Here is a 26,063-nt window from a genome sequence, read left to right on the forward strand (position 1 = left end):
CGGACCGGCGTCCTCGGCGGCATCCTCGCCGTCGCCGTCGTGGTCGCCGCGGGCGGGTATGCGGCCCTGCCCCACCACCGGGGCACGGGCGCCCTCGACCCCGCCACGGCGCCCGCCGCCACCGAGTGGGCCGTCGCCCAGGGCGGCACCGTCCACCTCGGCAGCGGAGCGATCGCCCACGTCCCCGGTCAGGTGAAGGCGATCTACTACACCTCCGCCGGCATGCTCGTGCGCGTGGGTGCGACGGCGTACACGGATGCGCCGGACTCCAACTACTGGCTGGCCCACTCCGACGGCAGCGTCACGGACTTCCGGCTCGCGCTCGGCGACCGCGTGCCCGGCACTGACCCGTCGCTGCCCTACCTCGCCTACGCCAAGGCCGGCAGCGACGCCCACCACTGGACGGTCGTGCTTCGCGACGTGCGCACCGGCCGGGTGGCGACCTCGATCCCGATCACCGGCTCGTTCACCTGGGGTGGCTGGGTGGCGCCGCCGGTCGCACTCTCCGGCGACCACGTGTATGTCGGGGTCGACGACACGCTCCTCGACGTGCACTGGCGCTCCGGCGAGGTCGAGCGCACGTCGGTGCCGACGTACATGCCCGAGGTTCGGGCCGGCCGCGACATCGTGCCCGTTCGCACCGGCGTCAGCGAGGCGGTCGACCTGTCCTCCGGACGGGTCCTGCACACCTTCGACGCGGGCTCCGACAGCTGGCCCCACCTGTCCACCGACGGCACCCACGTGCTGACAGTGCCGACGGCGGTCTGCACCGAGAAGGGCGGCTGCAGCTACCGCGGCCAGCCCGCCCGTGTCTACGACCTCGCCACCGGGGCGCAGACCGCCGCGCCGACGCTCCGGTACGGCGCCTTCGGCTGGACAGCCACCGGCCGCCTGCTGATCGTCGACGACCGGACGGTGCAAAGCTGCGACCCCGACACCCTGGCCTGTCAGGCCACTCCGGTCCGGCTCTCCCCCGACGCGCCGATCCGGGTCAGCGGGAACGACAACGAGTCGTAGGCGGCTGATCCGTCTGAGACGGTGTCGCGGCGTGAGCGGTGTCGCGGCGTGGCGGCAGCGGCGTCCTGCGGCGGGCGGCCGGCCGCGCCGAACGAATGTCCCGACCCGCGGGCGTGCCCACCCCGGACTGAAGGATTGTTCACGCCGCCACGTAGCCGAGCACAGTGGACAAACGCTCAGCCGGGGCACAACCCGGGGCCGCTCCCCGGACAAGCATTCAGCCGCGACGAATCTGGGGTTGCTCACGGACAAGCGTCTAGACCGGATGCAACCGGGCCGCTCAGCACAAGCGTCAACCGCCCGGACCGGCATGTCGATACGCGTCCTTCCGCGGACGACGACCCGCCCCGCGAGCACTCATACCGCTTCCGGCCCACCCTCCAGCAGCGCGACGAAGCCCTCCTCGTCCAGGATGCGCAGGCCCAGCTCCTCGGCCTTGGCAGCCTTGGAGCCGGCGTTCTCGCCGACCACGACGTAGTCGGTCTTCTTCGACACCGAGCCGGCCGCCTTGCCGCCGCGGCTGATGATGGCCTCCTTGGCGGAGTCACGAGAGAAGCGCTCCAGGGATCCGGTGACGACCACGGTGAGGCCCTCGAGCGTGCGCTCCACCGTCTCGTCGCGTTGGTCGGCCATCACCACGCCGGCGGCGGCCCACTTCTCCACGATCTCGACGTGCCACTCCTCACGGAACCACGCGATCAGCGAGTCCGCGATGACGCCACCGACACCGTCGATCTCGGCGAGCCTGGCGCGCGCCTGGAGCGCCTCCGCCGACGCGGTGCCGACGGCGTCACCGGCATCGCCGCGGTCGGGTGTGGCCTCGTCGGCGTCGGGGTCGATGTCCGTCGAGACCGCCGCGTCCGCCACGCTGACCACCTCACGCAGCGCCGCCATCGACCCGAACTCCCTGGCGATGGCGCGCGCCGCCGAGGGGCCGACGTGGCGGATGGAGAGGGCGACCAGGACCCGCCACAGCGGCACGTCGAGACGCTCACGCAGGTTGGCCAGCAGCTTCTCCCCGTTGGCCGACAGCTGCGGACTCTCTTCTCCCTTCTTCGGTGCGCGGGTGAAGAGCGGCGTGGAGAGCAGCGCGGCGGCGTCGAGGTCGAAGATGTCGCCCTCGTTGCGCAGCGCTCCCGACTCGAGCAGGGCCACGCACGCCTCATAGCCCATCCCCTCGATGTCGAAGGCGCCGCGCCCGGCGACGTGGTTGACCCGCTCGATGACCTGGGCCCGGCAGTAGCGGTGGTTGGGACAGCGTCGGTCCTTGTCCCCCGCCTTCTGCTCGACCAGGTCGGTGCCGCAGGCCGGGCACACCGTCGGCGGGACCCACTCCGGCAGCCCCTCCGGCCGCAGCGCGAGCACCGGGCCGAGGATCTCGGGGATGACGTCGCCGGCCTTGCGCAGCACGATCGTGTCGCCGGGGCGGACGTCCTTGCGGGCGACCTCGTAGAAGTTGTGCAGCGTCGCCATCTCGACCGTCGAGCCGGCGACCTTGACCGGCTCCATCACGCCGTACGGCGTGACCCGGCCCGTCCGGCCGGTGTTGACCTCGATAGCGAGGAGCTTGGTGTTGACCTCCTCCGGCGGGTACTTGTACGCGATCGCCCAGCGCGGCGCGCGCGAGGTCGAGCCGAGCCGGCGCTGAAGCCCGACCTGGTCGACCTTGATCACCACGCCGTCGATCTCGTGGCTGAGCACCTCGGGGTCGTGCCGGTGCTCGGCAAAGTAGGCGATGTACTCCTCCACCGCCCCGAGGTCGGGCAGCACCTTCACCTTGTCCGAGATCGGCAGGCCCCACGAGGCGAGCACGGCGTACGCCTGCGACTGCGAGACCGGCTCGAAGCCGTCCCGAGCGCCGACACCGTGGCAGACCATCGCGAGCCGGCGCGCGGCAGTGATGGCCGGGTCCTTCTGCCGCAGCGAGCCGGCCGCGGTGTTGCGGGCGTTGGCGTACAGCGGCTTGCCGGCGGCCTCCTGCTCGGCATTGATCTCCTCGAAGCGGGCGGTCGGCAGGTAGACCTCCCCACGCACCTCGATCAGCTTCGGCACCGGATGCTCCGCGGTGCCGGTCAACCGGTGCGGCACGCCCTCGATGGTGCGCACGTTGGGCGTGACGTCCTCGCCGGTGCGCCCGTCGCCGCGGGTCAGCGCCCGGGTCAGCCGACCGTCCTCGTAGAGCAGGTTGATCGCCAACCCGTCGAACTTGACCTCGCACAGCAGCTCCGGGTGAGTGCCGGCGTCGCGCACGACCCGGTCGTACCATCCCGCCACCTCCTCCAGGGAGAAGGCGTTGTCGAGGCTCTCCATCCGCTGCAGATGGTCGTACGACGCGAAGTCGGTGTAGGCGTGCCCCATCACCCGCTGCGTGGGGCTGTCGGCGGAGACGAGCGCGGGGTACTGCTCCTCCAGGTCGCCGAGCTGGCGCAGCAGCGCGTCGTACTCGGCGTCGCTCAGCGGCGAGGTGCCGTCGCGGTAGTAGGCGTCGGAGGCCGCCTCGATCCGGGCGGCCAGCTCCGCATGCAGGTCGGCCGGCGTCGTCTCGCTCATGGAACACATCTTGCCGTGTGGCACCGACAACGACCCACCCGATGACCCACCGGAGGACCTGCCCGACGACCCACCCAACGACCCACCCAACGACCCGGTGGCGGCCCCGATGCGTGATCGAGGCCGCCACCGAGGATGTGACGCGTTCCGTGCCAGCCGAGGTCACCAGAGATCAGCTGACCGGCTGCTCCTGCTTCGCGCTGATCGCGGCCGTCGACGAGACGCCCTTGACCTCGATCTTGCGCGGGCGCGCCTTCTCCGCGACCGGGATCCGCAGCTGCAGCACGCCCGCGTCGTACGACGCCTCGACGTGGTCGAGGTCGAGGTTGTCGCCCAGCACGAGCTGACGGCTGAACAGGCCCCGCGGGCGCTCCGAGGCGAGCGGCTCCCAGTCGCCGTTGCGAGCCGGGCGCTCGGCCTTCACCGTCAGCACGTTGCGCTCGACGTCGAGGTCGAGCGTGTCCAGCGCGATGCCGGGCATGTCGAACTCGATCACGAACGTGTCGCCCTCGCGCCACGCGTCCATCGGCATGATCGCCGGACGCGAGGTGGTGCCGACGCCCAGGATCTGCTGGGCGAGCCGGTCGAAGTCGCGGAAGGGGTCGGTACGCATCAACATGCGTTCACCTCCGATGGTTCTCGTGCAGCCGATCTATGTTGGCTGCTATATATTTTCTATAGCGCAACGGACACCAGGAGGCAAGACCATGACGGACGAGCAGGGACTCTTCGCGATCTCGGTCGCGGCCGACCTGGTCGGGACCGGCATCCAGAACCTGCGCGCCTACGAGAAGCGCGGCCTGGTCGAGCCCCAGCGCACCACCGGCGGCACCCGGCTCTACAGCGAGGCCGACATCGTCCGGCTGCGGCGCATCACCGAGCTGCTCGGCGCCGGCCTCAACCTCGCCGGGATCGAGCTGGTCCTCAGCCTGGAGGCGGAGAACGCGACCCTGCGCGACCGCCTCGACCGGCGCCGCTGAACGACCGTCGAGGAACCGGTCTAGACAGATCAGAGAAATTCCATTTGGCCGGAATGAAACGACGTCGTACTGTCTTCTCCATAGGTGAAACGGAACCGTTTCGTTTCATCGAGGTAAACCAAGGGAAGACACGCCGTGAACCTGGCCCGCGCCCTGCACCACCGCCCCCGCGTCGCGGGCGACCGTGAGCAGGAGATCCTGGACGCCACGCTCCAGATCCTTGCCGAGGTCGGCTACGACCGGCTCACCATGGACGCCGTCGCCACCCGGGCGAAGGCGTCGAAGGCGACGCTCTACCGCCGCTGGACCAACAAGGTCAGCCTGGTCATCGACGCACTGCACAGCCAGCACGGTCCGCACAGCGAGGAGAAGGACGCGGTGCCCGACACCGGGAGCCTGCGCACCGACCTGCAGGCCGCGTTCTGCGGCATGGGCGGGCTCAACGACCCGGAGACGGTGGCGATCTTCAGCGCGGTGGTCACCGCCGTCACCCGCGACCCCGACTTCGCCGAGGCGTTCCGCCGCGACGTGGTCGGCCCGAAGCTCGCCGCCACCCGGGCGGTGTGGGAACGCGCTCGCGAGCGCGGCGAACTGCGTCCCGACGTCGACCTCGATCTGCTCGAACCCGCGCTGGCGGGCGTCGTACTCCACCGCGTCTTCGTCCTCGGGCAACTCCCGGACGAGGACCTGATCACCCGGGTGATCGACCAGATCATCCTCCCCGCAGCAATCCAGAATCCCGCCCACGAAGCCAAGGACTGAACCCGATGACCGCAACCGAGATCGCGGCGGTCGAGGAGACCACCCCCCGTCGGCAGCGCCACCTCGGATGGGCACTCGTGCTCATCTGCATCGCGCAGCTGATGGTGGTGCTCGACTCGACGATCGCCAACATCGCCCTGCCCTTCATCCAGAAGGACCTGCACTTCTCCACCGCGACCCTGACCTGGGTCGTCACCGGCTACTCGCTCACCTTCGGCGGCCTGCTGCTCCTCGGCGGCCGACTCGGTGACCTCTACGGCCGCCGCCGGGTCTTCATGGCCGGCCTGGTCCTGTTCGCCGTCGCCTCGCTCGTCGGCGGGATCGCCGGCAACGAGGCCATCCTGCTCATCGCCCGCGGCGTCCAGGGGTCCGGTGCGGCGCTGGCCGCCCCCTCGGCGCTCGCGCTGATCACCACGACGTTCCCGGCCGGCCCGGCGCGCAACCGCGCCTTCGCTGTGTACGCCGCGATGTCCGGTGTCGGCGCGGCGGTCGGCCTGATCCTGGGCGGCTGGCTGACCGGTCTGGACGGCGTCTTCGGGCTCGGCATCGACGGCTGGCGGCTGACCTTCCTGATCAACGTCCCGATCGGGATCATCGCGGCGATCGTGGCCCCGATGCTGCTGGCCGAGTCCGAGCGGCACACCGGCTGGCTCGACGTCCCCGGCGCCCTGACCGGCACCGGCGGCCTGCTCGCCGTCGTCTACGGCCTCACCCGCGCCGGCAGCGACGGCTGGGGCGACGGTCAGACCATCGCCTTCCTGATCGCCGGCGTGGCGCTGCTGAGCATCTTCGCGGTCATCGAGAGCCGGGTGGAGCACCCGCTGCTGCCGTTCCGGGTCTTCGCCCACCGCAGCCGCGCCTCGTCGTTCGTGGCGATGATGCTGCTGCCCGCGGCGATGTTCGCGATGTTCTTCTACCTCTCGCAGTACGTCCAACTGGTCAAGGGCTACAGCCCGCTGCACACCGGTGTCGCGTTCCTGCCCTTCTGCGTCGGCATGGTCTTCGCGGCCACGATGGCCTCCAACCTGGTCAACCGGATCGACCCGCGCTACCTGGCCGGGATCGGCACCCTGATCGCCGCCGTCTCGCTGTGGGGCTTCTCCCGCATCCCGCACGACACCACGCTGCCGATCCACAACGTCGCCGGCAGCTACTGGGGTCACGTCTTCCCGTGGGTGGTCACCATGTCGTTCGGCATGGGCCTGACGTTCGTGACCGTCACGCTCACCGCGGTGCACCACCTACGGCCCGAGGACTCCGGCATCGGCTCGGGCGTACTCAACACCATGCAGCAGGTCGGCGGCGCCCTCGGCCTGGCGATCCTCTCCACCGTGGCCACGCACGTGATGACCAGCGACACCAGCTCGATCACCGCCAAGGCCTCGGCCGCCGGTCAGGGCAAGCCGTCGCCGGACGTGCTCGCCATGATCCAGCACCAGGTCTTCGCCCACGGCGCCACCACGGCGTTCCTGGTCGGCTCGGTGATGGCGATCGTCGGCTCGGCGATCATCTGGATCTTCCTCAACGTGAAGCACCAGGAACTGGCCACCGACGGCCCCGAGGGTGTCCACGTGGGCTGATCCATCCAGCAGTACGGCGAGCGGGCGCGGATCGAGGTGATCCGCGCCCGCTCGGCGTTGTGGCGGCTCAGGCGGAGGCGCCGGTCAGCTGCCGCTCGATCGCTCCGACGAACGCCGGCAGGTCGTCGGGCTTGCGTCTGGTGACCAGGTTGCGGTCGACCACGACCTCCTCGTCGACCCAGGTGGCACCGGCGTTGCGGAGGTCGTCGGCGAGGCTGGGCCAGCTGGTCAGCCGCCGGCCGGCGGCGCAGCCGGCCGAGACCAGCAGCCAGGGCCCGTGGCAGATCAGCGCCAGCGGCTTGCCGGCCCGGTCGAACGCCCGGACCAGGTCCTGCGCCTTCGGCTCCATCCGGATCCGGTCGGCGTTCACGGTGCCGCCGGGCACCACGAGCACGTCGGTCTCCTCGAGGTCGACGTCGTCGAAGGTGCCGTCGACCTCCACCTTCCGAGTCGGCTCGGTGTCGCCCTTCATGGCCTGGATCGGCTCCGCCTTGTTCGCGTAGACCTTCACCTCGGCCCCACTCTCGCGCAGCCGGTCTCGGGGCTCGGTCAGCTCGGGTTCCTCGAAGAAGTCGGTCGCGATGATGGCGACCCGCTTGCCGGTCAGGTAGCTCATGCGCGCCTGGTACCCGACTAGTCGGACAGCGATGCGGCGCTGGTGCGCACCAGCGTCATCGCCCGCCGCGCCCACACCGCGCTCGCTCCGGCCAGGCCGCAGGCCGGAGTGACGACCAGGGCCACCTCGTGCGGGTCCAGACCGACCATGTCGCACCACCGCAGCACCCGCTCGGTGACGGTCCGGTCCGAGAGGTCCTCCTCGTGCGTCGGTACGACGCCCAGCGCCACGGTCTCGCCCGCCTCCAACGCCTCGGCAAGCTGGTCGTGGTCGCGGGCGCCCAGCTGCGCCAGGTCGACGGCGAGCCCGCGGGCGCCCGCACCCCGCAGCAGGTCCAGCGGCGTGTCCGGCGCGCAACTGTGCACCCACGGCTCGGCGCCCTCCTCCGCGATCGCCCCGAGCACCCAGGCCAGCGCCTGGGAAGCCTCCGGCCGGTCGATGCTGCGGTGTCGCCCGTAGCCGCTCGCGGTCGGCACCCGCCCGGCCAGCACGGCCGCCAGCGCCGGCTCGTCGACCTGCACGACCAGGCGGGTCACGTCGCGCAGCCGGCGGCGTACGTCCCGCACGTGGGTGCGCACGCCCTCGGCCAGCGCCTGGGCGAGTTCGCGACGGGCCCCGTGATCCGCCAGCAGCCGGTCGCCGCGCGGCCGCTCCACGGTGGCGGCGAGCGTCCACGGCCCGGCGATCTGCACCTTGAACGCCCCCTGGTAGCCGTGGGCCAGCTCCTCCATCACGTCGAGGTCCTGGCCCAGCAGCGAGCGCGCCCGACGCTGGTCCGCACCGGGCGAGCCGGAGGACCCGGTCAGCCGCCACCCGGCCGGCTGCAGGTCGGCGTCCAACCCGTCGACGACGGCCAGCGCCCGGCCGACCATGTCCGCGCCGACGCCGCGGCCCGGCACCTCGGGCAGATGCGGCAGCTCGGGCAGCTCGCCGAGCACGATCCGGGCCGCCTCCGGGAACGACTCCCCCGGCAGCGACCCGATCCCGGTCGCGAGCGTGGTCATGCCGCGGCCCGCCGGGTCGAGGCGATGGTGGCCGAGCCGACCACGCGGGTCCCGTCGTAGATGACCGCCGCCTGCCCCGGCGCGATCCCGTACGCCGGGTCCAGCAGCTCGATCTCGACCGTCTCACCGACCGTGACCCGGCAGCGGTGCTCACCCCCGTGGGCACGCAACTGGACGGTGCCCTCGAGCGCCGTCGGCGCGGCGCCGCACCAGCGCGGCTTGATGCCGCTGATCCCGGTGACCGCGAGATGTTCGCGCGGCCCGACCGTGACGGTCCCCGAGACCGGCTCGATGTCGAGCACGAACCGTGGCCTCCCGTCCGCCGCCGGCACCCCGAGCCGCAGCCCGCGCCGCTGCCCGATGGTGAACCCGACCGTGCCCTCGTGCTCGCCGACCACGGCGCCGCTCTCGTCGACGATCGCCCCGCCGGTGTTCGGCAGCCGGTTCCCCAGCTTCTCGCGCAGCCAGCCGGCGTTGTCGCCGTCGGCGACGAAGCAGATGTCGTGGCTGTCCGGCTTGTCCGCCACCAACAGCCCGCGCCGGGCGGCCTCGGCGCGGACCAGCGGCTTGGGCGTGTCGCCGAGCGGGAAGAGCGAGTGCCGCAGCTGGTCCTGGGTGAGCACGCCGAGCACGTAGGACTGGTCCTTGGCCGCGTCGACGGAGCGGTGCAGCTCGACGCCCTCGGCGCCGGTCCGCAGCACGGCGTAGTGTCCGGTCGCGACCGCGTCGAAGCCCAGCCCCAGCGCCCGGTCGAGCACCGCGGCGAACTTGATCCGCTCGTTGCAGCGCAGGCACGGATTCGGCGTCCGGCCGGCGGCGTACTCGTCCATGAAGTCCTCGACCACGTCCTCGTGGAACCGCTCGGAGAGGTCCCAGACATAGAACGGGATGCCGATCACGTCGGCGGCGCGGCGCGCGTCGTTGGCGTCCTCGATGGTGCAGCAGCCGCGAGCGCCGGAGCGGTACGACGCCGGGTTGCGCGCGAGCGCCAGGTGGATCCCGGTGACGTCGTGTCCGGCCTCGACGGCGCGCGCCGCGGCGACCGCCGAGTCGACGCCGCCGGACATGGCGGCGATGACCCTCATGCCCGAGCGGCCCTGGCGCGCTCGACGCAGGGCCCGATCGCCTCGATGAGCGCGTCGACATCGGCCTCGGTGGAGGTGTGCCCCAGCGAGAACCGCAGCGAGCCGCGGGCCTCGGCCTCCGAGCGGCCCATGGCGAGCAGCACGTGTGAGGGCTGGGGTACGCCGGCCGAGCAGGCCGACCCGGTCGAGCACTCGATGCCGCGCGCGTCCAGGAGCATCAGCAGCGAGTCGCCCTCGCAGCCGGGGAAGGAGAAGTGCGCGTTGCCGGGCAGCCGCTGGTCCGGCGAGCCGGTCAGCTCGGCGTCGGGCACGGCGGCCAGCACACCCCGGACCAGCCGGTCGCGCAGGGCGCCGACCCGGGCGGCGTACGTCGCCTGCTCCTTGACGGCGAGCTCGACGGCGGCGGCGAACCCCGCGATCGCCGGGACGTCGATGGTGCCGCTGCGGATGTCACGCTCCTGGCCGCCGCCGTGCAGCAGCGCGGTCACACCCAGCTCGCGACGGACCAGCAGCGCGCCGACGCCGTACGGTCCACCGACCTTGTGGCCGGTCAGCGTCAGCGCGTCCACACCCGCGGCCGCGAAGTCGACCGGGACGGCGCCGACCGCCTGGACGGCATCGGTGTGCACCGGGACGCCGTACTCGCCCGCCAGCTCGACCACCTCGGCGATCGGCTGGAGCGTGCCGACCTCGTTGTTGGCCCACATCACGCTGATCAGCGCGACCGAGGACGGGTCCCGCTCCAGGGCCGCGCGCAGCGCGTCGACGACGAGCCGACCGTCGCGGTCGACCGGGAGCAGCTCGACGCCGGCGCCCTCGGTCGTGGCGAGCCAGTGCAGCGGGTCGAGCACCGCGTGGTGCTCCACGCCCGTGCTCAGCACCCGCACGCGGCCGGGATCCGCGGCGCGGCGCGACCAGTAGACGCCCTTGAGCGCCAGATTGTCGGCCTCGGTGCCACCGGAGGTGAAGACCACCTCGCCGGGGCGGCAGCCGAGCACGGAGGCGATCGTCTCGCGGGACTCCTCCACGACCCGGCGCGCCCGCCGTCCGGAGGCGTGCAGTGACGAGGCGTTGCCGACCTCGCCCAGCTGTGCGGTCATGGCCGCCACCGCCGCGGGCACCATCGGCGTGGTGGCGGCGTGGTCGAGGTAGACGGTCCTCTGCTCAGGGCGGCTCATGGCGGTCCCAGCCTACGGCGCGGTCCGCGAGCCGCCGTAACCAGCCGTTCAACCACCGGGCATAGCGTGCGAGCCATGATCGAGGATCTGCGTGCCTACATCGACCGCCTCCAGACCGACGGGCACACCATCGGCGAGGACCACGACGACGACCCGATCCTGATCGACCCACAGGGCCGCGCGGTCGACACCTGGCGGGAGAACTATCCCTACGAGGAACGGCTCGACCGGACGGCGTACGACGTGCAGAAGTACGACCTCCAGGTCGAGCTGATCAAGTTCCAGAACTGGCAGCAGCGCACCGGCCACCGGCACGTCGTGCTGTTCGAGGGCCGCGACGCCGCCGGCAAGGGCGGCACCATCAAGCGGTTCATGGAGCACCTCAACCCGCGCTATGCGCGCACCGTCGCACTGGTGAAGCCGACCGAGCGCGAGCAGACGCAGTGGTACTTCCAGCGCTACGTCGCCCACCTCCCGGCGGCCGGCGAGCTCGTCCTGTTCGACCGCTCCTGGTACAACCGCGCCGGCGTCGAGCGGGTGATGGGCTTCTGCTCCGACGAGGAGTACGAGACGTTCATGGACCAGGCGCCGCGCTTCGAGCGGATGCTGGTGGAGTCGGGCATCTCGGTGACGAAGTTCTGGTTCTCGGTCACCCAGTCCGAGCAGCGCACCCGGTTCATCATCCGCCAGATCGACCCGGTCCGGCAGTGGAAGCTCTCCCCGATGGACCTGGAGTCACTGGACAAGTGGGAGGCCTATACCGAGGCCAAGGAGGAGATGTTCCGCCGTACCGACACCAAGACGGCACCGTGGATCACGATCAAGTCCAACGACAAGAAACGCGCCCGGCTCGGCGCGATGCGCTACTTCCTGTCCCAGTTCGACTACGACGGCAAGGACGAGACCGTGGTCGGCGAGCCCGACCCACTGATCGTGCAGCGCGGCAAGCGGGCCGTCGGAGACTAGGTGCCTCAGTCCTGGAGGTCGGCCGAGAGCGGCCAGCCGCCGCGGGCCAGCTGCGCGCTCACCCGCGCCATGTCGTCCGCGGTGCACGACTGGAAGGCGTGCTCGCGCACCATCGCCCGCACCTGGTCGGCGGTCACCGGCTCGGCGCCGTTGGAGATCGACTGCAGCGCGAGCTCGTCGGCGATCTCCTCGATGTCGGTCTCGGTCAAGGACCGGCGCAAGACCCCCAGGACCGGCGGGTAGTCGTGTGGCGGGATGCCGTCGGGGTAGCCGGCTCGGAGCCACTCGAGGATGCGGGAGACGCCCTTGGCCATGCTCAGCCCTTCGTCTTGATGGTCGGGATGACGTGGGCGAAGGAGATGTCGTCGCCCTTGCCCGTGGCGATGATGAAGACGATCGCCGCCGCGACGCAGTAGAGCACGACGAGGAACAGCATCCCCGCGACCACTCGACCGGCGGCGCTGCTCGCGCCCATCGCGGCGGTGCCGTCGTGACGGGCCGACCCCTCGGCCGGCGTACCCCAGGCGAGCGAGCGGATGCCGAGCGCGAAGATCGCGGGCAGGCCCGCTCCGAGGATGACGCTGACCAACAGCACCTTCCAGATCGCCTCCAGCGTGAACCGGACGTCGTGGCCGAGCGCGTTCATGCGACACCTCCGCTGGTGAGCTCCGGCGCCGAGACCGCGGCTCCAGACGCCGGCATGCCCTCCCACTCGTCGTTGACGTTGTGGGCACCGACCGCGCTGCGACGCGAACGCAGGTAGATGTAGCCCGCGAGCCCGAGCATGATCGCGACGTCGACCACCGGGCCGCCGACGTCGCCGCACACATGCCCGATGCCGTACATCGCCGCACCGACGATCGCCGCCGCCGGCAGCGTCAACAGCCAGCCCATCACCATCCGGCCGGCGACGGCCCAGCGGACCTCGGCGCCCGGCTTGCCGAGCCCGGTGCCCAGGATCGAGCCGGTGGCCACGTGGGTGGTCGAGAGCGCAAAGCCCAGGTGGCTCGAGGCCAGGATGACCGCGGCCGAGGAGGCCTCCGCGGCCATCCCCTGCGGCGGCTCGATCTCGACCAGGCCCTTGCCCAGGGTCCGGATGATCCGCCATCCGCCCAGATAGGTCCCGGTGGCGATCGCGAGCGCGCAGGCGAGCTTCACCCAGACCGGGATCGAGGTCGTGGAGTGCCAGTGCCCGCTGGCGATCAGCGCCAGCGTGATGACGCCCATCGTCTTCTGAGCGTCGCTGGTGCCGTGCGCCAGGCTGACCAGCGAGGCGGTGCCGATCTGACCCCAGCGGAACCCGTTGTCGGTGAACCGTGCGGCGACACCGAGCACGATCCGGTAGACCATCCACGTCCCCGCCGCCGCGACGATGCAGGCGACGACCGGCGACAGCACGGCCGGCAGGATCACCTTCCCGACGACGCCGCCGAGCTTGGTGCCGTCGCCCACCCAGTTCACGCCGTGCCAGCCCAGCGCGGCGATCGCCGCCCCGATCAGTCCGCCGAACAGGGCGTGCGAGGAGCTCGACGGCAGCCCCAGCAGCCAGGTCAGCAGGTTCCACACGATCGCGCCGATCAGACCGCCCAGCACCAGCATCAACAGCTGCTGCCCGCCGTCGGCGGTCAGCGACGGACTCGGCGTACCGTCCTTCTGCTGGATGTGCACGACCGCGTTGGTCACCGTCAAGGCGACGGCGACGGACAGGAACGCCCCGGCGAGGTTCAGCACCGCGGACAGCGCCACCGCGACCCTCGGCTTCAACGCCCCGGTGGCGATCGAGGTCGCCATGGCATTGCCGGTGTCGTGGAACCCGTTGGTGAAGTCGAAGCCCAGCGCGGTCACCACGACCAGCGCCAGGATCAAGGTCTCTGCGCTCACCCGACGAGCGTGACCTGCCCCCAGCGTGCCGCGACAGATCCACGCGGTTGAGTTCGGCGAGCGTTCAGCTGCTGTTCGCTCACGACGGTGAGGAGATCACTGGGATCACGTGGGCGAACGAGATGTCCTTGCCCTGCCCGCTGGCGACGATGAACAGCAGACCCGATGCCACGCCATAGGCCACGACCAGCAGCAGTACGCCGGCGACCACTCGGCCGACCACCAGCCGGCCGCCGGCCAGGGACCGGATCGCCAGCGCGAAGACCGCCGGCAGCCCGGCGCCGAGGAGCACGCTGGCCAGCAGCACCTTCCAGATGGCGTCGAGGGCCAGGCGGACGTCGTGGACGAACGCGCCGCTCACGGGACGACCTCCTGGACCAGGTCGACGGGGACGTTGGGCACCGGCAACGGCAAGGGCTGGTCGTCCTCCCACGCGTCGGTGACGTTGTGCGCGCCGACCGCCTCCCGGCGCGAGCGCGCGACGAGGTACCCCGCGACCGCGAGCAGGACGAGGAACTCGACGACGGATCCCGCGGCCAGGCCGAAGAGATGCCCGACGATCCACATCGCGCCGCCGACGATCGCCGCGGCCGGCACCGTCAGCAGCCACCCGCCGACCATCCGCCGCGCGGTGGCCCAGCGCACGCTGGCACCGGGCTTTCCGAGCCCGGTGCCGACGATGGAGCCACTGGCCACGTGGGTGGTCGAGAGCGCGAAGCCGAGGTGGCTGGAGGCGAGGATGACGGCGGCCGTGGAGGCGTCGGCGGCGACGCCTTGGCGCGGCTCGATGTCGACCAGGCCCTTGCCGAGGGTGCGGATGATCCGCCAGCCACCGATGTAGGTGCCCAGCGCGATCGCGACCGCGCAGACCGCCTTGACCCACAGCGGGATCGAGTCCAGGTGATCCCAGTGTCCGGTCGCGATCAACGCCAGCGTGATCACGCCCATCGTCTTCTGCGCGTCGTTGGTGCCATGCGCCAGGCTGACCAGCGAGGCGGTGCCGACCTGGCCCCAGCGGAAGCCGCGGTTCAGCCGGTGGAGCGCGATCCCGGCGACGATCCGGAACACGGCGAAGGTGCCCAGACCGGCCACGACGGCGGCCACGACCGGACTGGCCACCCCGGGCAGCAGGATCTTCCCGACCACCCCGTCGAGCTTGGTGCCGTCGCCGACCCAGTTCACGCCCTCCCAGCCGCGGCTGACGATGGTGGCCCCGACCAGGCCGCCCAGCAGCGCGTGCGAGGAGCTGGAGGGCAGACCGAGAAGCCAGGTCAGCAGATTCCACACGATCCCGCCGATCAGCCCGGCGAGCACGATGGCGAGCAGCTCGTCGCCGGGCACCGTCAGGGCATGCCCGGCCGACGTGGCATTGCTGTCGAAGGTCTTGACCACCGCGTTGGTGACCGTCAGTGCGACGGCGACGGACAGGAACGCCCCGAGCAGGTTCATCACCGCCGAGAGCGCCACCGCGACCCGCGGCCTGAGCGCCCCCGTGGCGATCGAGGCGGCCATCGCGTTCCCGGTGTCGTGGAACCCGTTGGTGAAGTCGAATCCCAGTGCGGTCACGATGACCAGCAGCAGTGCGAGGGTCTCTGCGCTCACGGCACGAGAGTGCCCTTGTTCAAGGCCGCGACACGAATTCGGGGCGGTCAGTTTGCCAAGTGTTCATCTTGGCCAGCGCTACAGCAGCACCATGTCGTCGCGGTGGATGACCTCGCGCGCGTACGACGACCCGAGCTCGGCCTCGAGGTCGTGGGAGTTGCGGCCCAGCAGCCGGGGCAGCTCGTCGGCGTCGAAGTTGACCAGCCCGCGTGCCACCGCGACGCCGTCGGGGCTGACCAGGTCGACCGGGTCGCCGGCGTGGAACCCGCCGGCGCAGCCGGTGATTCCGGCCGCCAGCAGCGAGGCGCGGCGCTCGACCACGGCGCGCACGGCGCCCGCGTCCAGCGCGATCGAGCCGAGCGGCTCGGTGGCGTGCTTGAGCCACAGCAGCCGGCTGGGCCGGCGCCGTCCGGTCGCCTTGAAGAGCGTGCCGGCGTCCTTCCCGGCCAGCGCCTCGCCGGCGAGCGAGGCCGAGGTGAGCACCACCGGGATGCCGGCCTCGACGGCGATCCGGGCCGCCTCCAGCTTGGTGACCATCCCGCCGGTCCCGACGCCCGCCGAGCCGGCCTTACCGACGATGACGTGGGCCAGGTCCGCGAGCGAGTCGACCTCGCCGATCAGCTTCGCACCCTGGTGGGACGGCGGCGCGTCGTACAGGCCCTCGACATCGCTGAGCAGGACCAGCAGGTCGGCGTGGACCAGGTGCGCCACCAGCGCGGCCAACCGGTCGTTGTCGCCGAACCTGATCTCGGAGGTGGCCACGGTGTCGTTCTCGTTGACGATCGGCAGCACGCCCAGCTCGAGCAGCGTGGTGAATGTCTGGGACGCGTTGCGGTAGTGGCTGCGCCGGGTCACGTCGTCGACGGTGAGCAGCACCTGCCCGGCGATGAGACCGTGCCGACGCAGCTCCTCGGTGTAGCTGTGCACCAGCAGCCCCTGACCGACGGACGCCGCCGCCTGCTGCGCCGCCAGTGCCCGCGGGCGCCGAGGGAGGCCGAGCGGTGCCAGCCCGGCCGCGATCGCGCCGGAGGAGACCAGCACGACCTCGGCCCCGCGCGCCCGCACCGCGGCGAGTACGTCGACCAGCGCGGCGAGCCGCGCCGGGTCGATCCCGCCGTCGACGGTGGTCAGCGAGGAGGAGCCCACCTTGACCACGATCCGGTGGGCGTCGAGGACGTCCTGGCGCATCACTCGTCCTCGGCGCTCTCGGTCTCGGTGTCGTCGTAGGCGGCCCAGTCGGGGTCCTCGTCCGAGCCGATCTGGTAGGACACCGGGCCGGCGTCGAGCCGGCGGGCGACGTCGGCCCGGGTCTCGCCCTCGGCGCGGTCGGCCATCCCCTCCTGGATCGCCCGGCGGCGGCTGGCGGCGGGCCGCTCCTCGTAGAAGCGCTGGTCCTCGCCACGCCGGCCGAGCATCTCGGCACCGGTCTCGATGGAGGGCCGGAAGTCGAAGACGACGGCGTTCTCTGCCGGGCCGATGATGACGGTGTCGCCCTCCTCGGCCCCCAGCCTGACCAGCTCGACCTCGACGCCGAGCCGGTTGAGCCGGTCGGCGAGGAAGCCCACCGCCTCCTCGTTGGAGAAGTCGGTCTGGCGGACCCAGCGCTCGGGCTTGGCGCCGCGCACGACGTACCCGTCCTGCGTCCGGGTGATGGTGAACTCCTTGCCGCCCTTGCCCTCGTGCGGGCGTAGCACAATCCGCTGGGGTACGACGGCGGGCCGCTCCTGACGTGAGGCGGCGACCAGCTCGGCCATCGCGAAGACCAGCTCGCGGGTGCCCTCGCCGGAGGCCGCGGAGATCTCGAAGACGCGGTAGCCCTGGGCCTCGATGTCGGCGCGGGTGATGTCGGCCAGGTCGCGCCCGTCGGGGACGTCGACCTTGTTGAGCGCCACCAGCCGGGGCCGGTCCTCCAGGCCGCCGTGGCGGGCCAGCTCGCCTTCGATGACGGCCAGGTCGTCCACCGGGTTGCGGCCCGGCTCGATGCTGGCGGTGTCGACCACGTGCACCAGCGCGGCGCAGCGTTCGATGTGGCGCAGGAACTCATGCCCCAGCCCGCGCCCCTCGGCGGCGCCCTCGATCAGGCCGGGCACGTCCGCGACGGTGAACGTGACGTCGCCTGCGCGCACCACGCCGAGATTGGGCACCAGCGTGGTGAACGGGTAGTCGGCGATCTTGGGCCGCGCCCGGGAGATCGAGGCGATCAGGCTCGACTTGCCGGCGCTGGGGAAGCCGACCAGGCCGATGTCGGCGACGACCTTGAGCTCCAGCCCGATCTGGCGCTCCTCCCCCGGCTCGCCGAGCAGCGCGAAGCCGGGAGCCTTGCGCTTGCTGCTGGCAAGGGCGGCGTTGCCGAGTCCGCCGCGGCCGCCCTCGGCGACGACCAGCTCGGTGCCGGGGCCGACCAGGTCGGCGAGCACGTTGCCGGCCATGTCGGTGACGACGGTGCCGTCGGGGACCGGCAGCACCAGGTCCTCTCCGTGCGCGCCGTTGCGCAGGCCGCCCGCGCCCTGGCCGCCGTTGCCGGCCTTGCGCTTGGGGCTGTGGTGGTAGTCGATCAGGGTGGTGACGTCGGGGTCGACGCGCAGGATGACCGATCCACCGGGGCCGCCGTTGCCGCCGTCGGGGCCGCCGAGCGGCTTGAACTTCTCACGATGCACGGAGGCGACACCGTGCCCACCGCGCCCGGCGCTGACATGCAGCGTCACGCGGTCGACGAAGGTGGGCACAGCCATGGCAGCCTCCGTTGAATAGGGGAAATTTCACGTGTGAGTCGGGGAATCGTGCGCAAAATGACGATCGGGAGTCTCGGCCCATCGGCCGAAACTCCCGACTCAATCGTGCAAAAGTCCCGACTCGAGGTCAGGCCTGCGGAACGATGTTGACCACGCGGCGGCCACGGCGGGTGCCGAACTCGACCGCGCCGGCCTGCAGCGCGAACAGGGTGTCGTCGCCACCGCGACCGACGCCGGCACCCGGGTGGAAGTGGGTGCCGCGCTGGCGGACGATGATCTCACCGGCGTTGACCAGCTGGCCGCCGTACCGCTTCACGCCGAGGCGCTGGGAGTTCGAGTCGCGGCCGTTCTTGGTGGACGCCGCACCCTTCTTGTGTGCCATCTCTTCAGTCCTTCAGGGGAGAGTGATCGACGCTCAGGCGTTGATCGCGGTGACCTTGACCTGGGTGTACTTCTGCCGGTGACCCTGGCGCTTCTTGTAGCCGGTCTTGTTCTTGTACTTCTGGATGATGATCTTCGGACCCTTGGCGGCGCCGACGACCTCAGCGCTGACCGACGCCTTGTCCAGGCCGGTCGAGGTGACCTTCTCGCCGTCGACCACGAGCACGACCGGGAGGGTCAGCGAGCTGCCGGCCTCGCCGTCGACGCGGTCGATCTCGATGACGTCGCCGACGGCGACCTTCTGCTGGGTGCTGCCAGCCTTCACGATCGCGTACACCGCGGTCTCCTTCTGCTTACGAACTCAAAACCTGGTCGGCGGCACGCCTCGTCCTCCGCGATGAAGGAGGGATGCCAGCCGTCGAGCGCGCCTACGCACGCCGAGGTTCAATACTACGGATGCGCTCAGCGGGGCGCAAAACGCCGATGCTCAGCGCTTGCGCGGCCCCTTCTTCTTGACCGGGACGTGCTCGACCGGGTGCTCGTCGTGCTCGCCCGGCTCCTGCCCCGCGTGCTCAGCGCTCTCGTCCGACGGCGCGGGCGTCGTCACCGACCTGCTGGCCCCGCGCCGGGTGCGGGTGATCACCTTCGGCGGCTCCGGCGTCGGCGCCGCCTCCCCGTCCGGTACGACGGGGGCCTCGACCACGATGGCAGCGGCCGGTGCCGCGACCTCCGCGGTGGCGCCGGCCGGCCGGCTGGCGCCACGGCGGCCGCGGGGGCGGGTGACCACGGTGACGGTGGGCGCCTCGGTCTGGGGCTCGGGCTCGGCGGACGGCTCGCTGGGCTCGGCCGGCTCCGGGGTGAGCTCCTCCACGCTGAACTCGTCCACGGTGGCAGCCTCGGCCGGCTCCGGCGCCTCGACGGCGTCGCTGGCCTCGACCTCGACCGCGTCCAGGGCCTCGGCGGCGTCCTCGCCCGGCGCTTCCTCGTCGTGATGGCGGGCCATCGCGGCGAACTCGGCGGGGGTCGGCGTACGCGGGGTCTCGGTCTCCGTCGACTCCGGCGACGGGCCGGTGGCCGTGTCCTGGGCGGCGGCGTTCCTGCCACGGCCACCGCGGCGTCGGCCCCGGCGCGGCTCGTCGGGCGCGACGCCGGAGCTCTTGCCCTCCTCGACCGGGTGGTCGTGGATCACGATGCCGCGGCCGTGACAGTGCGTGCAGGTCTCGGAGAACGCCTCCAGCAGACCGGTGCCGATCCGCTTGCGGGTCATCTGGACCAGGCCCAGCGAGGTGACCTCGGCGACCTGGTGGCGGGTCCGGTCGCGGCCCAGGCACTCGACCAGGCGGCGCAGCACCAGGTCGCGGTTGGACTCCAGCACCATGTCGATGAAGTCGACCACGATGATGCCGCCGATGTCGCGCAACCGCAGCTGGCGCACGATCTCCTCGGCCGCCTCCAGGTTGTTCTTGGTGACGGTCTCCTCGAGGTTGCCGCCCGAACCGGTGAACTTGCCGGTGTTGACGTCGATGACGGTCATCGCCTCGGTGCGGTCGATGATCAGCGACCCGCCGGAGGGCAGCCACACCTTGCGGTCGAGGCCCTTGGCGATCTGCTCGTCGATCCGGTACGTCGAGAAGACGTCGCGGCCGTCCTCGCCGGGCACGAACCGCTCCAGCCGCTCCTCGAGGTCGGGAGCCACGTGGGCGACGTACCCCTGGACGGTGTCCCAGGCGTCCTCGCCCTGGATGACCAGCTTGCTGAAGTCCTCGGTGAACAGGTCGCGCACGACCTTGAGGGTGAGGTCGGGCTCGCCGTACAGGAGCTGCGGGGCATTGCCCTTGGCCTTGGCCTCGATGTCCTCCCAGCGGGCCTTGAGCCGCTCGACGTCGCGGGTCAACTCCTCCTCGGAGGCCCCCTCCGCAGCCGTGCGCACGATCACGCCGGCGGTGTCGGGGACGATCTCCTTGAGCAGCGTCTTGAGCCGGTTGCGCTCGGTGTCGGGCAGCTTGCGGGAGATGCCGCTGGTGGTGCCGTCGGGCACGTAGACCAGGAAGCGGCCGGCGAGCGAGATCTGGCTGGTGAGCCGGGCGCCCTTGTGGCCGATCGGGTCCTTGGTGACCTGGACGAGCACGGTCTGGCCCGAGCTCAGCACCGACTCGATCTTGCGCGGCTGACCCTCCTTCCAGCCCAGTGAGGCCCAGTTGACCTCGCCGGCGTAGAGGACCGCGTTGCGGCCCTTGCCGATGTCGACGAACGCCGCCTCCATGCTGGGCAGCACGTTCTGCACCCGGCCGAGGTAGATGTTGCCGATCAGGCTGGTCTGCGACTCGCGAGCAACGTAGTGCTCCACCAGGACCTTGTCCTCGAGCACGCCGATCTGGGTGAGGTCCTCACGCTGGCGGATGACCATGACGCGCTCGACCGACTCGCGCCGGGCCAGAAACTCGGCCTCGCTCACGATCGGCGCCCGGCGACGGCCGGCCTCGCGGCCCTCACGGCGGCGCTGCTTCTTGGCCTCCAGCCGGGTGGAGCCCGAGACGGCGGTGATCTGCTGCTCCAGCGGGCGCGACTCGCGCACCTTGGTGACGGTGTTCTCCGGGTCGTCGGAGTTCTCGCCGCCGGATTCGCCGGCGCGGCGACGGCGGCGGCGACGACGCGAGGAGGTGGACTCGGCGGGCTGCTCCTCGCCGCTCTCGGACTCCTCCTCGGTGTCCTCCTCGCCCTCCTCGCCTCCCTCGGCGGTGGCGTCGCCGGACTTGCGGCGGCGGCGACCGCCACGCCGGCGACGACGACGGGCCGGGGTGGCCTCGCCCTCGCCGTCCCCTTCGCCCTCCTGCTCGGTGGGCTCCTGCTCGGTGGGCTCCTCGGCCGCGCTCTCCTCGACCGGGGCCTCGTCCTCGGCGGGCTGCTCGGCGGGCTGCTCGGCGGGCTGCTCGGCGGGCGCGGCCTTCTTGCGGGCGGCGCGCTTGCGCGGGGTCTTCTCCGGCACCTGGAACAGGACGCCGGGCGCCGCGCCGGCGTCCTGGGTCGCGGCCTCGCTCGGCGCCTCGGTGGTGGGCTCGGTGGTGGGCTCGGTGGTGGGCTCGAGCCCGGTGGTCGTCTCGGTCGGCGCAGCAGCCTTCTTCGCCGTCCGCTTCGTGGCGGTCTTCTTGGCCGGCGCCTTCGTGGCGGCCTTCTTCGCCGGAGTCTCGGCCAGGGTCTCAGCGGACGCCTCGGTCAGCGTCTCAGCCGCGGTCTCAACTGACGCCTCGGCCGGGATCTCGGTCCGCGCGGCAGCCTTCTTCGCCGTGGTCCGCTTGGCGGTGGTCTTCTTGGCCGGCGCCTTCTTGGCGGCCGTCCTCTTCGCCGCGGTCTTCTTGGCCGGCGCCTCGGTGGCTGGCTCGGTGGCTGGCGCGGTGGCGCCCTCCGGCGTGTCGGCCGCCGGCGAGGCGGCCTTCTTGGTGGTCCGCTTGGCCGGCGCCTTCTTCGCGGCAGCCTTCTTGGCGGTGGTCCTCTTCGCCGCCGCCTTCTTCGCCGCGGGCGCGGCCTCGGGCGTGGCGGTGGTCTCGTTCTGGGTCTCGAGGGTGGTCTCGTCGGCCATGCCGTACTCCTCGGTCCGGTGTGGATACACAGCCGGACAGGTCGGTACGCCGCCAGCCCGGAGGCCGGTGCGCGGCGGCGCAAAGCTTGTCGGTGGCGGCGACACCCTCCGCCGCTAGGCGTCAACGGGTCGACCGATCGCACTGCCTACCGCGGTCGCGGGGCCCTCTGGACGAGGGCCGCGTCGCGGGCTGGCGACGATCGCCGTCCCGGAGTGCCGGCCCAAGAATCTGCACCGGCGAGAACGTCGTCGGATCGGTGGCGGCGGGTGACTGTCACTCACCCCGGCCCGTCATCGACCGAGGCGAGTATCGCACATCAGGCGCGAAATCCGGTTGACGTCGCAGGATGCAGGGGGTCACCGACCTGCCCGGAGGCCTCATCGAGCGGCCCCTGGGCGAGCCGGGTGAGCAGTGCCGGCGCGGTACCGAGGTCGAGGCCACCGACCGCGCGCAGGCCGGTGAGGACGTCGTCGGGCCGGACCGCCGGCTCCAGGTGGCGCAGGGTCAGCTCGAGCCTCGCGCCACCGTCGCCGGGGCTCACCGACAGGTGCAGCACCGCCGCCCGACAGTCGAACTCCCGGATCCCGCGCTTGGTCATCCGCTCGACCGGCACCGACTCGGCGGCCAGGAACGCCCGCACCACCGGCTCCACCTCCGCCGGCGGCAGCGGCAGGTCGATCACCCAGCGGCTGGCCTGCAGCAGGTCCGCGAGCGCGCCGCCCGCGGACTCGACCACGTCGACGATGTCCAGTCCGACCGGCATCACCTCGTCGAGCCGACGCTGCAGCTCGGCCGGCTCCACCACCGACGCCAACCCGATCTCCAGGTACTCCGCCTCGCTGGCCGCGCCCGTGGGCGACGCGCCGGCGTACGAGATCCGGGGGTGCGGGCTGTAGCCCGAGGAGTAGGCAACCGGCACCCGGGCGCGCACGACGGCCCGCTCGAACGCTCGCGAGAAGTCGCGGTGGCTGGTGAACCGCATCCGGCCGCGCTTGGCGTACCGGACCCGAAGTCGCTGCACCGGCGGGGCCTGCTGTTCGGGCTGTTCACGCACCCGAGGATGTTACCTGCAGGCGCCGACCGCCCGGAGGTGCAAGGATGCGGGCAGTGAACCGTCGTACCTCGCCTCTCATCCTCGCCGGCATCGTGCTGATGGCGCTCAACCTGCGCGCCGCCGCGGCCAGCGTGGGACCGATGCTGCCCGAGATCGGCCGGGGCCTGCACCTGTCCCATCCGCAGCTGGCACTGCTGACCGCGCTGCCCGCGCTGGCGTTTGCCTGCTTCTCCGCGATCGGGCCGGCGATGGCGCGCACGTTCGGGCTGCACCGGGCCGCGCTGCTGTCGCTGTTCGCGATCTCGATCGGGCTGTTCGCCCGCTCGCTGGCCGACGAGCAGTGGATCTTCCTGGCACTCTCGACGCTGGCGCTGGCGGGCATGGCCGCGGCGGGCGTCCTGCTGCCCTCGCTGGTGCTGCTGCACTTCCCCGACCGGCTGGCCACCCTGGCCGCGCCGTACTCGCGCATGCTGGCCATCGGTTTCGCGCTCGCCGCGGTGTTCACCGCGCCGATCTCGCATGCCGACGGCGGCTGGCGCAGCGGCCTTGCGTTCTGGGGCGCGCTCGCTCTGGTCGCGGCGATCCCCTGGCTGCGGCTGATCCGGCACGACCTGCACCTCAGGCCGGAGCCGCGCTCGATCACGCTGGTCGAGATGATCCGCACCCGCACCTGCCAGGCGATGGCGCTGCTCTTCGGCCTGCAGTTCCTCCAGATGTACGTCGCGATGGGCTGGTTCCCCACGCTGTGGCGTCAGCACGGCTTCCACGCCACCAGCGCCGGCGTCCTGCTGGCGGTGGTGGCGCTCGCCTCGCTGCCGTTCACACTCTGGCTGCCCTCCGCGATCACCCTGCGGATGCGCTCGGGCCCGCTGATGGCCTGGGTGGCGCTGTCCTATCCGGTCGCCGACCTGCTGCTCCTGGTCGCGCCGCGCACCTTGGCGATCCCGGCGGCCGTGCTGCTGGGCATCGGCACGGTGCTGTTCCCGATGTCCCTGGCGCTGGTGGGTCGCCACGCCCGTACCCGCGACGCGGCGCTGTCACTGGCCGGGGTGGCGCAGGCCGTCGGCTACCTGCTGGCCGCGGCCGGCACGTTCTGCTTCGGCATGCTCCACCTGCACGGCGGCGGCTGGGGGTGGCCACTGGCCGCGCTCCTGGTCACGGCGCTGCCGCTGCCGCTGTTGGCGTCGTGCCTGACCAAGAAGGCGTACGTCGACGACCAACTGCGCGACCGCGTGGCCGTCGGCTCCTGACCGGTGACCGGCCGCACATCGTTCGGGGCCGGATGATTGGATCATCCGGTGAGCTCCGAACATCGCTGGCAGCGCGCCCTGGTCCTGGTCGGGATCGTCGCGCTGGCGTTCAACCTGCGTCCCGCCGCCGTCAGCGTCGGCCCCCTGCTCGACGAGATCTCCGCCGGCCTGCACATGAACGGCGTCGAGACCTCACTGCTCACCGCCCTTCCGGTCGTCTCCTTCGCGAGCATCGGCGCGCTCGCACCTCGGCTGGCGGCCCTGATGGGCCTGCACCGGCTCGCGTTCGGGTCGCTGCTGTGTGTCGTCGCGGGACTGGCCGGCCGCTCGCAGGTGCACGATCCGCTGGTGTTCCTGGTGCTCTCGTTCGTGTCGCTGGCCGGGATGGCCGCGGCCAACGTGCTGTTGCCCTCGCTGGTGAAGCTGCACTTCCCCGACCGGGTCGGGGCCGTCACCGCGCTCTACTCCACCTCACTCGCGTTCGGCCTGACCGCCGCCTCGACGCTGTCGGTGCCGATCGCCCAGCGCGGCTCGGGCACCGATTGGCGGGCCGGATTGTTCGTCTGGGCGCTGACCGCCCTCGTCGCGGCGGTGCCGTGGATCGGGCTGCTGCGCGGCGAGCATCGCACCCACGCCCAGGCCGGTCCCATCCGCGGCGCACAGGTGGCCCGTACCCGACTGGGGTGGGCGATGGCGGTCTTCTTCGGGCTGCAGTCGCTGCAGGCGTACTCGATCTTCGGCTGGTTCGCCGAGCTCTACCGCGACAACGGCTTCAGCGCCCACACCGCCGGCCTCCTGCTCGGCGTGATCACGGGCATCACCATCCCGCTCTCCTGGGTGATCCCTCAGCTCACTGCGCGGCTGCACCACCCCAGCGGGCTGCTGACCGCTCTGATGGCCTGCTACCTCGTCGGCTACGTCGGACTCCTGGTCGCGCCCCACTCCGGCGCGTGGGTGTGGGCCGCGATCGTGGGCACCGGCTCGTGCACCTTCCCGTTCGTGCTCACCCTGATCGGCCTGCGCGCCCACACGCCCGCTGGGACGGCCGCGCTCTCCGGCTTCACTCAGTCGGTGGGCTACCTGATCGCGATCGTCGGCCCCTTCGGCGTCGGCCTGATCCACGACGCAACCGGCGGCTGGACGGTCCCGCTGCTGGTCCTGCTGGCGCTGTGCGTGCCGCAGTACGCCGCCGGCCTGGCCGCCTCCCGGCCGCGTCGCCTGGAGGACGAGCTCCCGGGTGCGCGGGCGGCCGTCGAGCACGAACTCAACGGCTCCGCATGACAGCGCAGCCGGCAGCGCCATCCCGGCCGCGCGATCAACGTGGCGGCCATGCGCTTCGAGGGCGAGCAGCGGGTGTTCCACGTCTACGTGGTGTGGGACATGTGGGCATTCGACCACTCCGGCTGGAGCCCAGGAGCCGAGCTCATCGCGACCAATGCCGACGTTGAAGGCCGCTCCGTCGAGCGCGTCGAGATCCCCGCGGCACCGTGGCCCGATCTTGCGTCGCCGCGGCCTCAGCGCTGCAGGTCAGCGCACGCAGCCGGGGTGACTGGTGGGGCTCGGCAAAGGGCACACCCGCGCCCCCATGCCCAGCCGCTCACACCGGTCGGGCGCCCGCGAACGTCCACGCGACCAGCGCGCGAGCCGCGAGCAGCGCTCAGACCACGCTGAGCGGCAACAGCTTCTGCCCCGTCGGGCCGACCTGGATCTCGGTGCCCATCTCCGGGCAGACGCCGCAGTCGTAACAGGGCGTCCAGCGGCAGTCCTCGACCTCGATGGCCTCGCCGCGGCCGGCCGCGAGAGCGTCCTCCCAGTCGCCCCACAGCCAGTCCTTGTCGAGCCCGCTG

Annotated in this window: 25 protein-coding genes; 7 read left to right on the plus strand and 18 right to left on the minus strand. The window is 71.7% G+C overall.

What is annotated here, in order from left to right:
• Window positions 1-1,017, plus strand: a 1,017-nt coding sequence (locus VHA72_RS10215; protein ID WP_325574847.1) for a hypothetical protein, incomplete at its 5' end; no start/stop codon positions are given.
• A gap of 357 nt (window positions 1,018-1,374) precedes the next feature.
• Here VHA72_RS10215 and ligA read toward each other — a convergent pair.
• Window positions 1,375-3,567, minus strand: a complete 2,193-nt coding sequence (gene ligA, locus VHA72_RS10220) for an NAD-dependent DNA ligase LigA (protein WP_325574849.1) — start codon at window positions 3,565-3,567, stop codon at window positions 1,375-1,377.
• A gap of 172 nt (window positions 3,568-3,739) precedes the next feature.
• Window positions 3,740-4,186, minus strand: coding sequence for an Hsp20/alpha crystallin family protein (locus VHA72_RS10225; RefSeq protein WP_325574851.1), 447 nt, complete (start codon window positions 4,184-4,186; stop codon window positions 3,740-3,742).
• A gap of 88 nt (window positions 4,187-4,274) precedes the next feature.
• Between VHA72_RS10225 and VHA72_RS10230 the strand changes: the two genes are divergently transcribed.
• From VHA72_RS10230 to VHA72_RS10240, 3 genes are all read left to right on the plus strand, one after another.
• Window positions 4,275-4,547: a MerR family transcriptional regulator gene (locus tag VHA72_RS10230; protein ID WP_325574853.1), complete on the plus strand. Its 273-nt coding sequence runs from the start codon at window positions 4,275-4,277 to the stop codon at window positions 4,545-4,547.
• Window positions 4,548-4,682: 135 nt separating this feature from the next.
• On the plus strand, window positions 4,683-5,309 hold the full coding sequence (locus VHA72_RS10235; RefSeq protein WP_325574855.1) for a TetR/AcrR family transcriptional regulator: 627 nt from the start codon (window positions 4,683-4,685) through the stop codon (window positions 5,307-5,309).
• Window positions 5,310-5,314: 5 nt separating this feature from the next.
• On the plus strand, window positions 5,315-6,889 hold the full coding sequence (locus tag VHA72_RS10240) for an MFS transporter (protein ID WP_325574856.1): 1,575 nt from the start codon (window positions 5,315-5,317) through the stop codon (window positions 6,887-6,889).
• Between the two features lie 67 nt (window positions 6,890-6,956).
• On the opposite strand, the gene VHA72_RS10245 is transcribed toward VHA72_RS10240, so the two are convergent.
• Genes VHA72_RS10245 through VHA72_RS10260 form a run of 4 tightly spaced genes read right to left on the minus strand, consistent with a single transcriptional unit; the run spans window position 6,957 to window position 10,772 of the window.
• Complete coding sequence (locus VHA72_RS10245; RefSeq protein WP_325574858.1) at window positions 6,957-7,505, minus strand: type 1 glutamine amidotransferase domain-containing protein; 549 nt, start codon at window positions 7,503-7,505, stop codon at window positions 6,957-6,959.
• 17 nt (window positions 7,506-7,522) lie between these two features.
• Window positions 7,523-8,509: a uroporphyrinogen decarboxylase/cobalamine-independent methonine synthase family protein gene (locus VHA72_RS10250; protein ID WP_325574861.1), complete on the minus strand. Its 987-nt coding sequence runs from the start codon at window positions 8,507-8,509 to the stop codon at window positions 7,523-7,525.
• Window positions 8,506-9,594: a tRNA 2-thiouridine(34) synthase MnmA gene (mnmA, locus tag VHA72_RS10255; protein WP_325574863.1), complete on the minus strand. Its 1,089-nt coding sequence runs from the start codon at window positions 9,592-9,594 to the stop codon at window positions 8,506-8,508. The genes VHA72_RS10250 and mnmA overlap by 4 nt, the downstream gene beginning before the upstream one ends.
• Window positions 9,591-10,772, minus strand: coding sequence for a cysteine desulfurase family protein (locus VHA72_RS10260; protein ID WP_325574865.1), 1,182 nt, complete (start codon window positions 10,770-10,772; stop codon window positions 9,591-9,593). The genes mnmA and VHA72_RS10260 overlap by 4 nt, the downstream gene beginning before the upstream one ends.
• Before the next feature lie 75 nt (window positions 10,773-10,847).
• On the opposite strand from VHA72_RS10260, the gene ppk2 reads away from it, so the two are divergent.
• Window positions 10,848-11,738: a polyphosphate kinase 2 gene (ppk2, locus tag VHA72_RS10265; protein ID WP_325574867.1), complete on the plus strand. Its 891-nt coding sequence runs from the start codon at window positions 10,848-10,850 to the stop codon at window positions 11,736-11,738.
• A 5-nt stretch (window positions 11,739-11,743) separates the two neighbouring features.
• Here the strand turns inward: ppk2 and VHA72_RS10270 are convergent, their stop codons facing one another.
• The 11 genes from VHA72_RS10270 to VHA72_RS10320 form a co-directional block, all read right to left on the minus strand.
• Window positions 11,744-12,052: a DUF3349 domain-containing protein gene (locus tag VHA72_RS10270; protein WP_325574869.1), complete on the minus strand. Its 309-nt coding sequence runs from the start codon at window positions 12,050-12,052 to the stop codon at window positions 11,744-11,746.
• A 2-nt stretch (window positions 12,053-12,054) separates the two neighbouring features.
• Entirely contained in the window at window positions 12,055-12,384 is a 330-nt protein-coding gene (locus VHA72_RS10275; protein ID WP_325574871.1) for a hypothetical protein, read from the minus strand.
• Entirely contained in the window at window positions 12,381-13,619 is a 1,239-nt protein-coding gene (locus VHA72_RS10280; RefSeq protein WP_325574873.1) for an inorganic phosphate transporter, read from the minus strand. The genes VHA72_RS10275 and VHA72_RS10280 overlap by 4 nt, the downstream gene beginning before the upstream one ends.
• Before the next feature lie 79 nt (window positions 13,620-13,698).
• Complete coding sequence (locus VHA72_RS10285) at window positions 13,699-13,980, minus strand: hypothetical protein (protein WP_325574875.1); 282 nt, start codon at window positions 13,978-13,980, stop codon at window positions 13,699-13,701.
• Entirely contained in the window at window positions 13,977-15,221 is a 1,245-nt protein-coding gene (locus VHA72_RS10290; protein WP_325574877.1) for an inorganic phosphate transporter, read from the minus strand. The genes VHA72_RS10285 and VHA72_RS10290 overlap by 4 nt, the downstream gene beginning before the upstream one ends.
• Before the next feature lie 78 nt (window positions 15,222-15,299).
• Window positions 15,300-16,409 (minus strand): glutamate 5-kinase, encoded by a 1,110-nt coding sequence (gene proB / locus VHA72_RS10295; protein ID WP_325574879.1) that lies wholly within the window; start codon window positions 16,407-16,409, stop codon window positions 15,300-15,302.
• Window positions 16,409-17,953: a GTPase ObgE gene (gene obgE, locus VHA72_RS10300; RefSeq protein ID WP_325574881.1), complete on the minus strand. Its 1,545-nt coding sequence runs from the start codon at window positions 17,951-17,953 to the stop codon at window positions 16,409-16,411. Before obgE ends, proB begins: the two co-directional genes overlap by 1 nt.
• Window positions 17,954-18,080: 127 nt before the next feature.
• Entirely contained in the window at window positions 18,081-18,335 is a 255-nt protein-coding gene (rpmA, locus tag VHA72_RS10305) for a 50S ribosomal protein L27 (RefSeq protein WP_280610610.1), read from the minus strand.
• 33 nt (window positions 18,336-18,368) lie between these two features.
• Window positions 18,369-18,671 carry a 50S ribosomal protein L21 gene (rplU, locus tag VHA72_RS10310; protein WP_325574885.1) on the minus strand — a complete coding sequence of 101 codons (303 nt, stop codon included), beginning with the start codon at window positions 18,669-18,671 and terminating at the stop codon, window positions 18,369-18,371.
• 150 nt (window positions 18,672-18,821) lie between these two features.
• Window positions 18,822-21,911 carry a ribonuclease E/G gene (locus tag VHA72_RS10315; protein ID WP_325574886.1) on the minus strand — a complete coding sequence of 1,030 codons (3,090 nt, stop codon included), beginning with the start codon at window positions 21,909-21,911 and terminating at the stop codon, window positions 18,822-18,824.
• Between the two features lie 317 nt (window positions 21,912-22,228).
• Window positions 22,229-22,966 carry a TIGR03936 family radical SAM-associated protein gene (locus tag VHA72_RS10320; protein WP_325574888.1) on the minus strand — a complete coding sequence of 246 codons (738 nt, stop codon included), beginning with the start codon at window positions 22,964-22,966 and terminating at the stop codon, window positions 22,229-22,231.
• A 53-nt stretch (window positions 22,967-23,019) separates the two neighbouring features.
• Between VHA72_RS10320 and VHA72_RS10325 the strand changes: the two genes are divergently transcribed.
• Both VHA72_RS10325 and VHA72_RS10330 read left to right on the plus strand, forming a co-directional pair.
• Window positions 23,020-24,216 carry an MFS transporter gene (locus VHA72_RS10325; RefSeq protein ID WP_325574890.1) on the plus strand — a complete coding sequence of 399 codons (1,197 nt, stop codon included), beginning with the start codon at window positions 23,020-23,022 and terminating at the stop codon, window positions 24,214-24,216.
• A gap of 48 nt (window positions 24,217-24,264) precedes the next feature.
• Window positions 24,265-25,497 (plus strand): CynX/NimT family MFS transporter, encoded by a 1,233-nt coding sequence (locus tag VHA72_RS10330; RefSeq protein ID WP_325574892.1) that lies wholly within the window; start codon window positions 24,265-24,267, stop codon window positions 25,495-25,497.
• Between the two features lie 376 nt (window positions 25,498-25,873).
• On the opposite strand, the gene VHA72_RS10335 is transcribed toward VHA72_RS10330, so the two are convergent.
• On the minus strand, window positions 25,874-26,063 hold a 190-nt coding region (locus VHA72_RS10335), incomplete at its 5' end, for a hypothetical protein (protein WP_325574894.1).

The organism is Nocardioides sp., from assembly GCF_035547795.1.
GTDB lineage: Bacteria > Actinomycetota > Actinomycetes > Propionibacteriales > Nocardioidaceae > Nocardioides.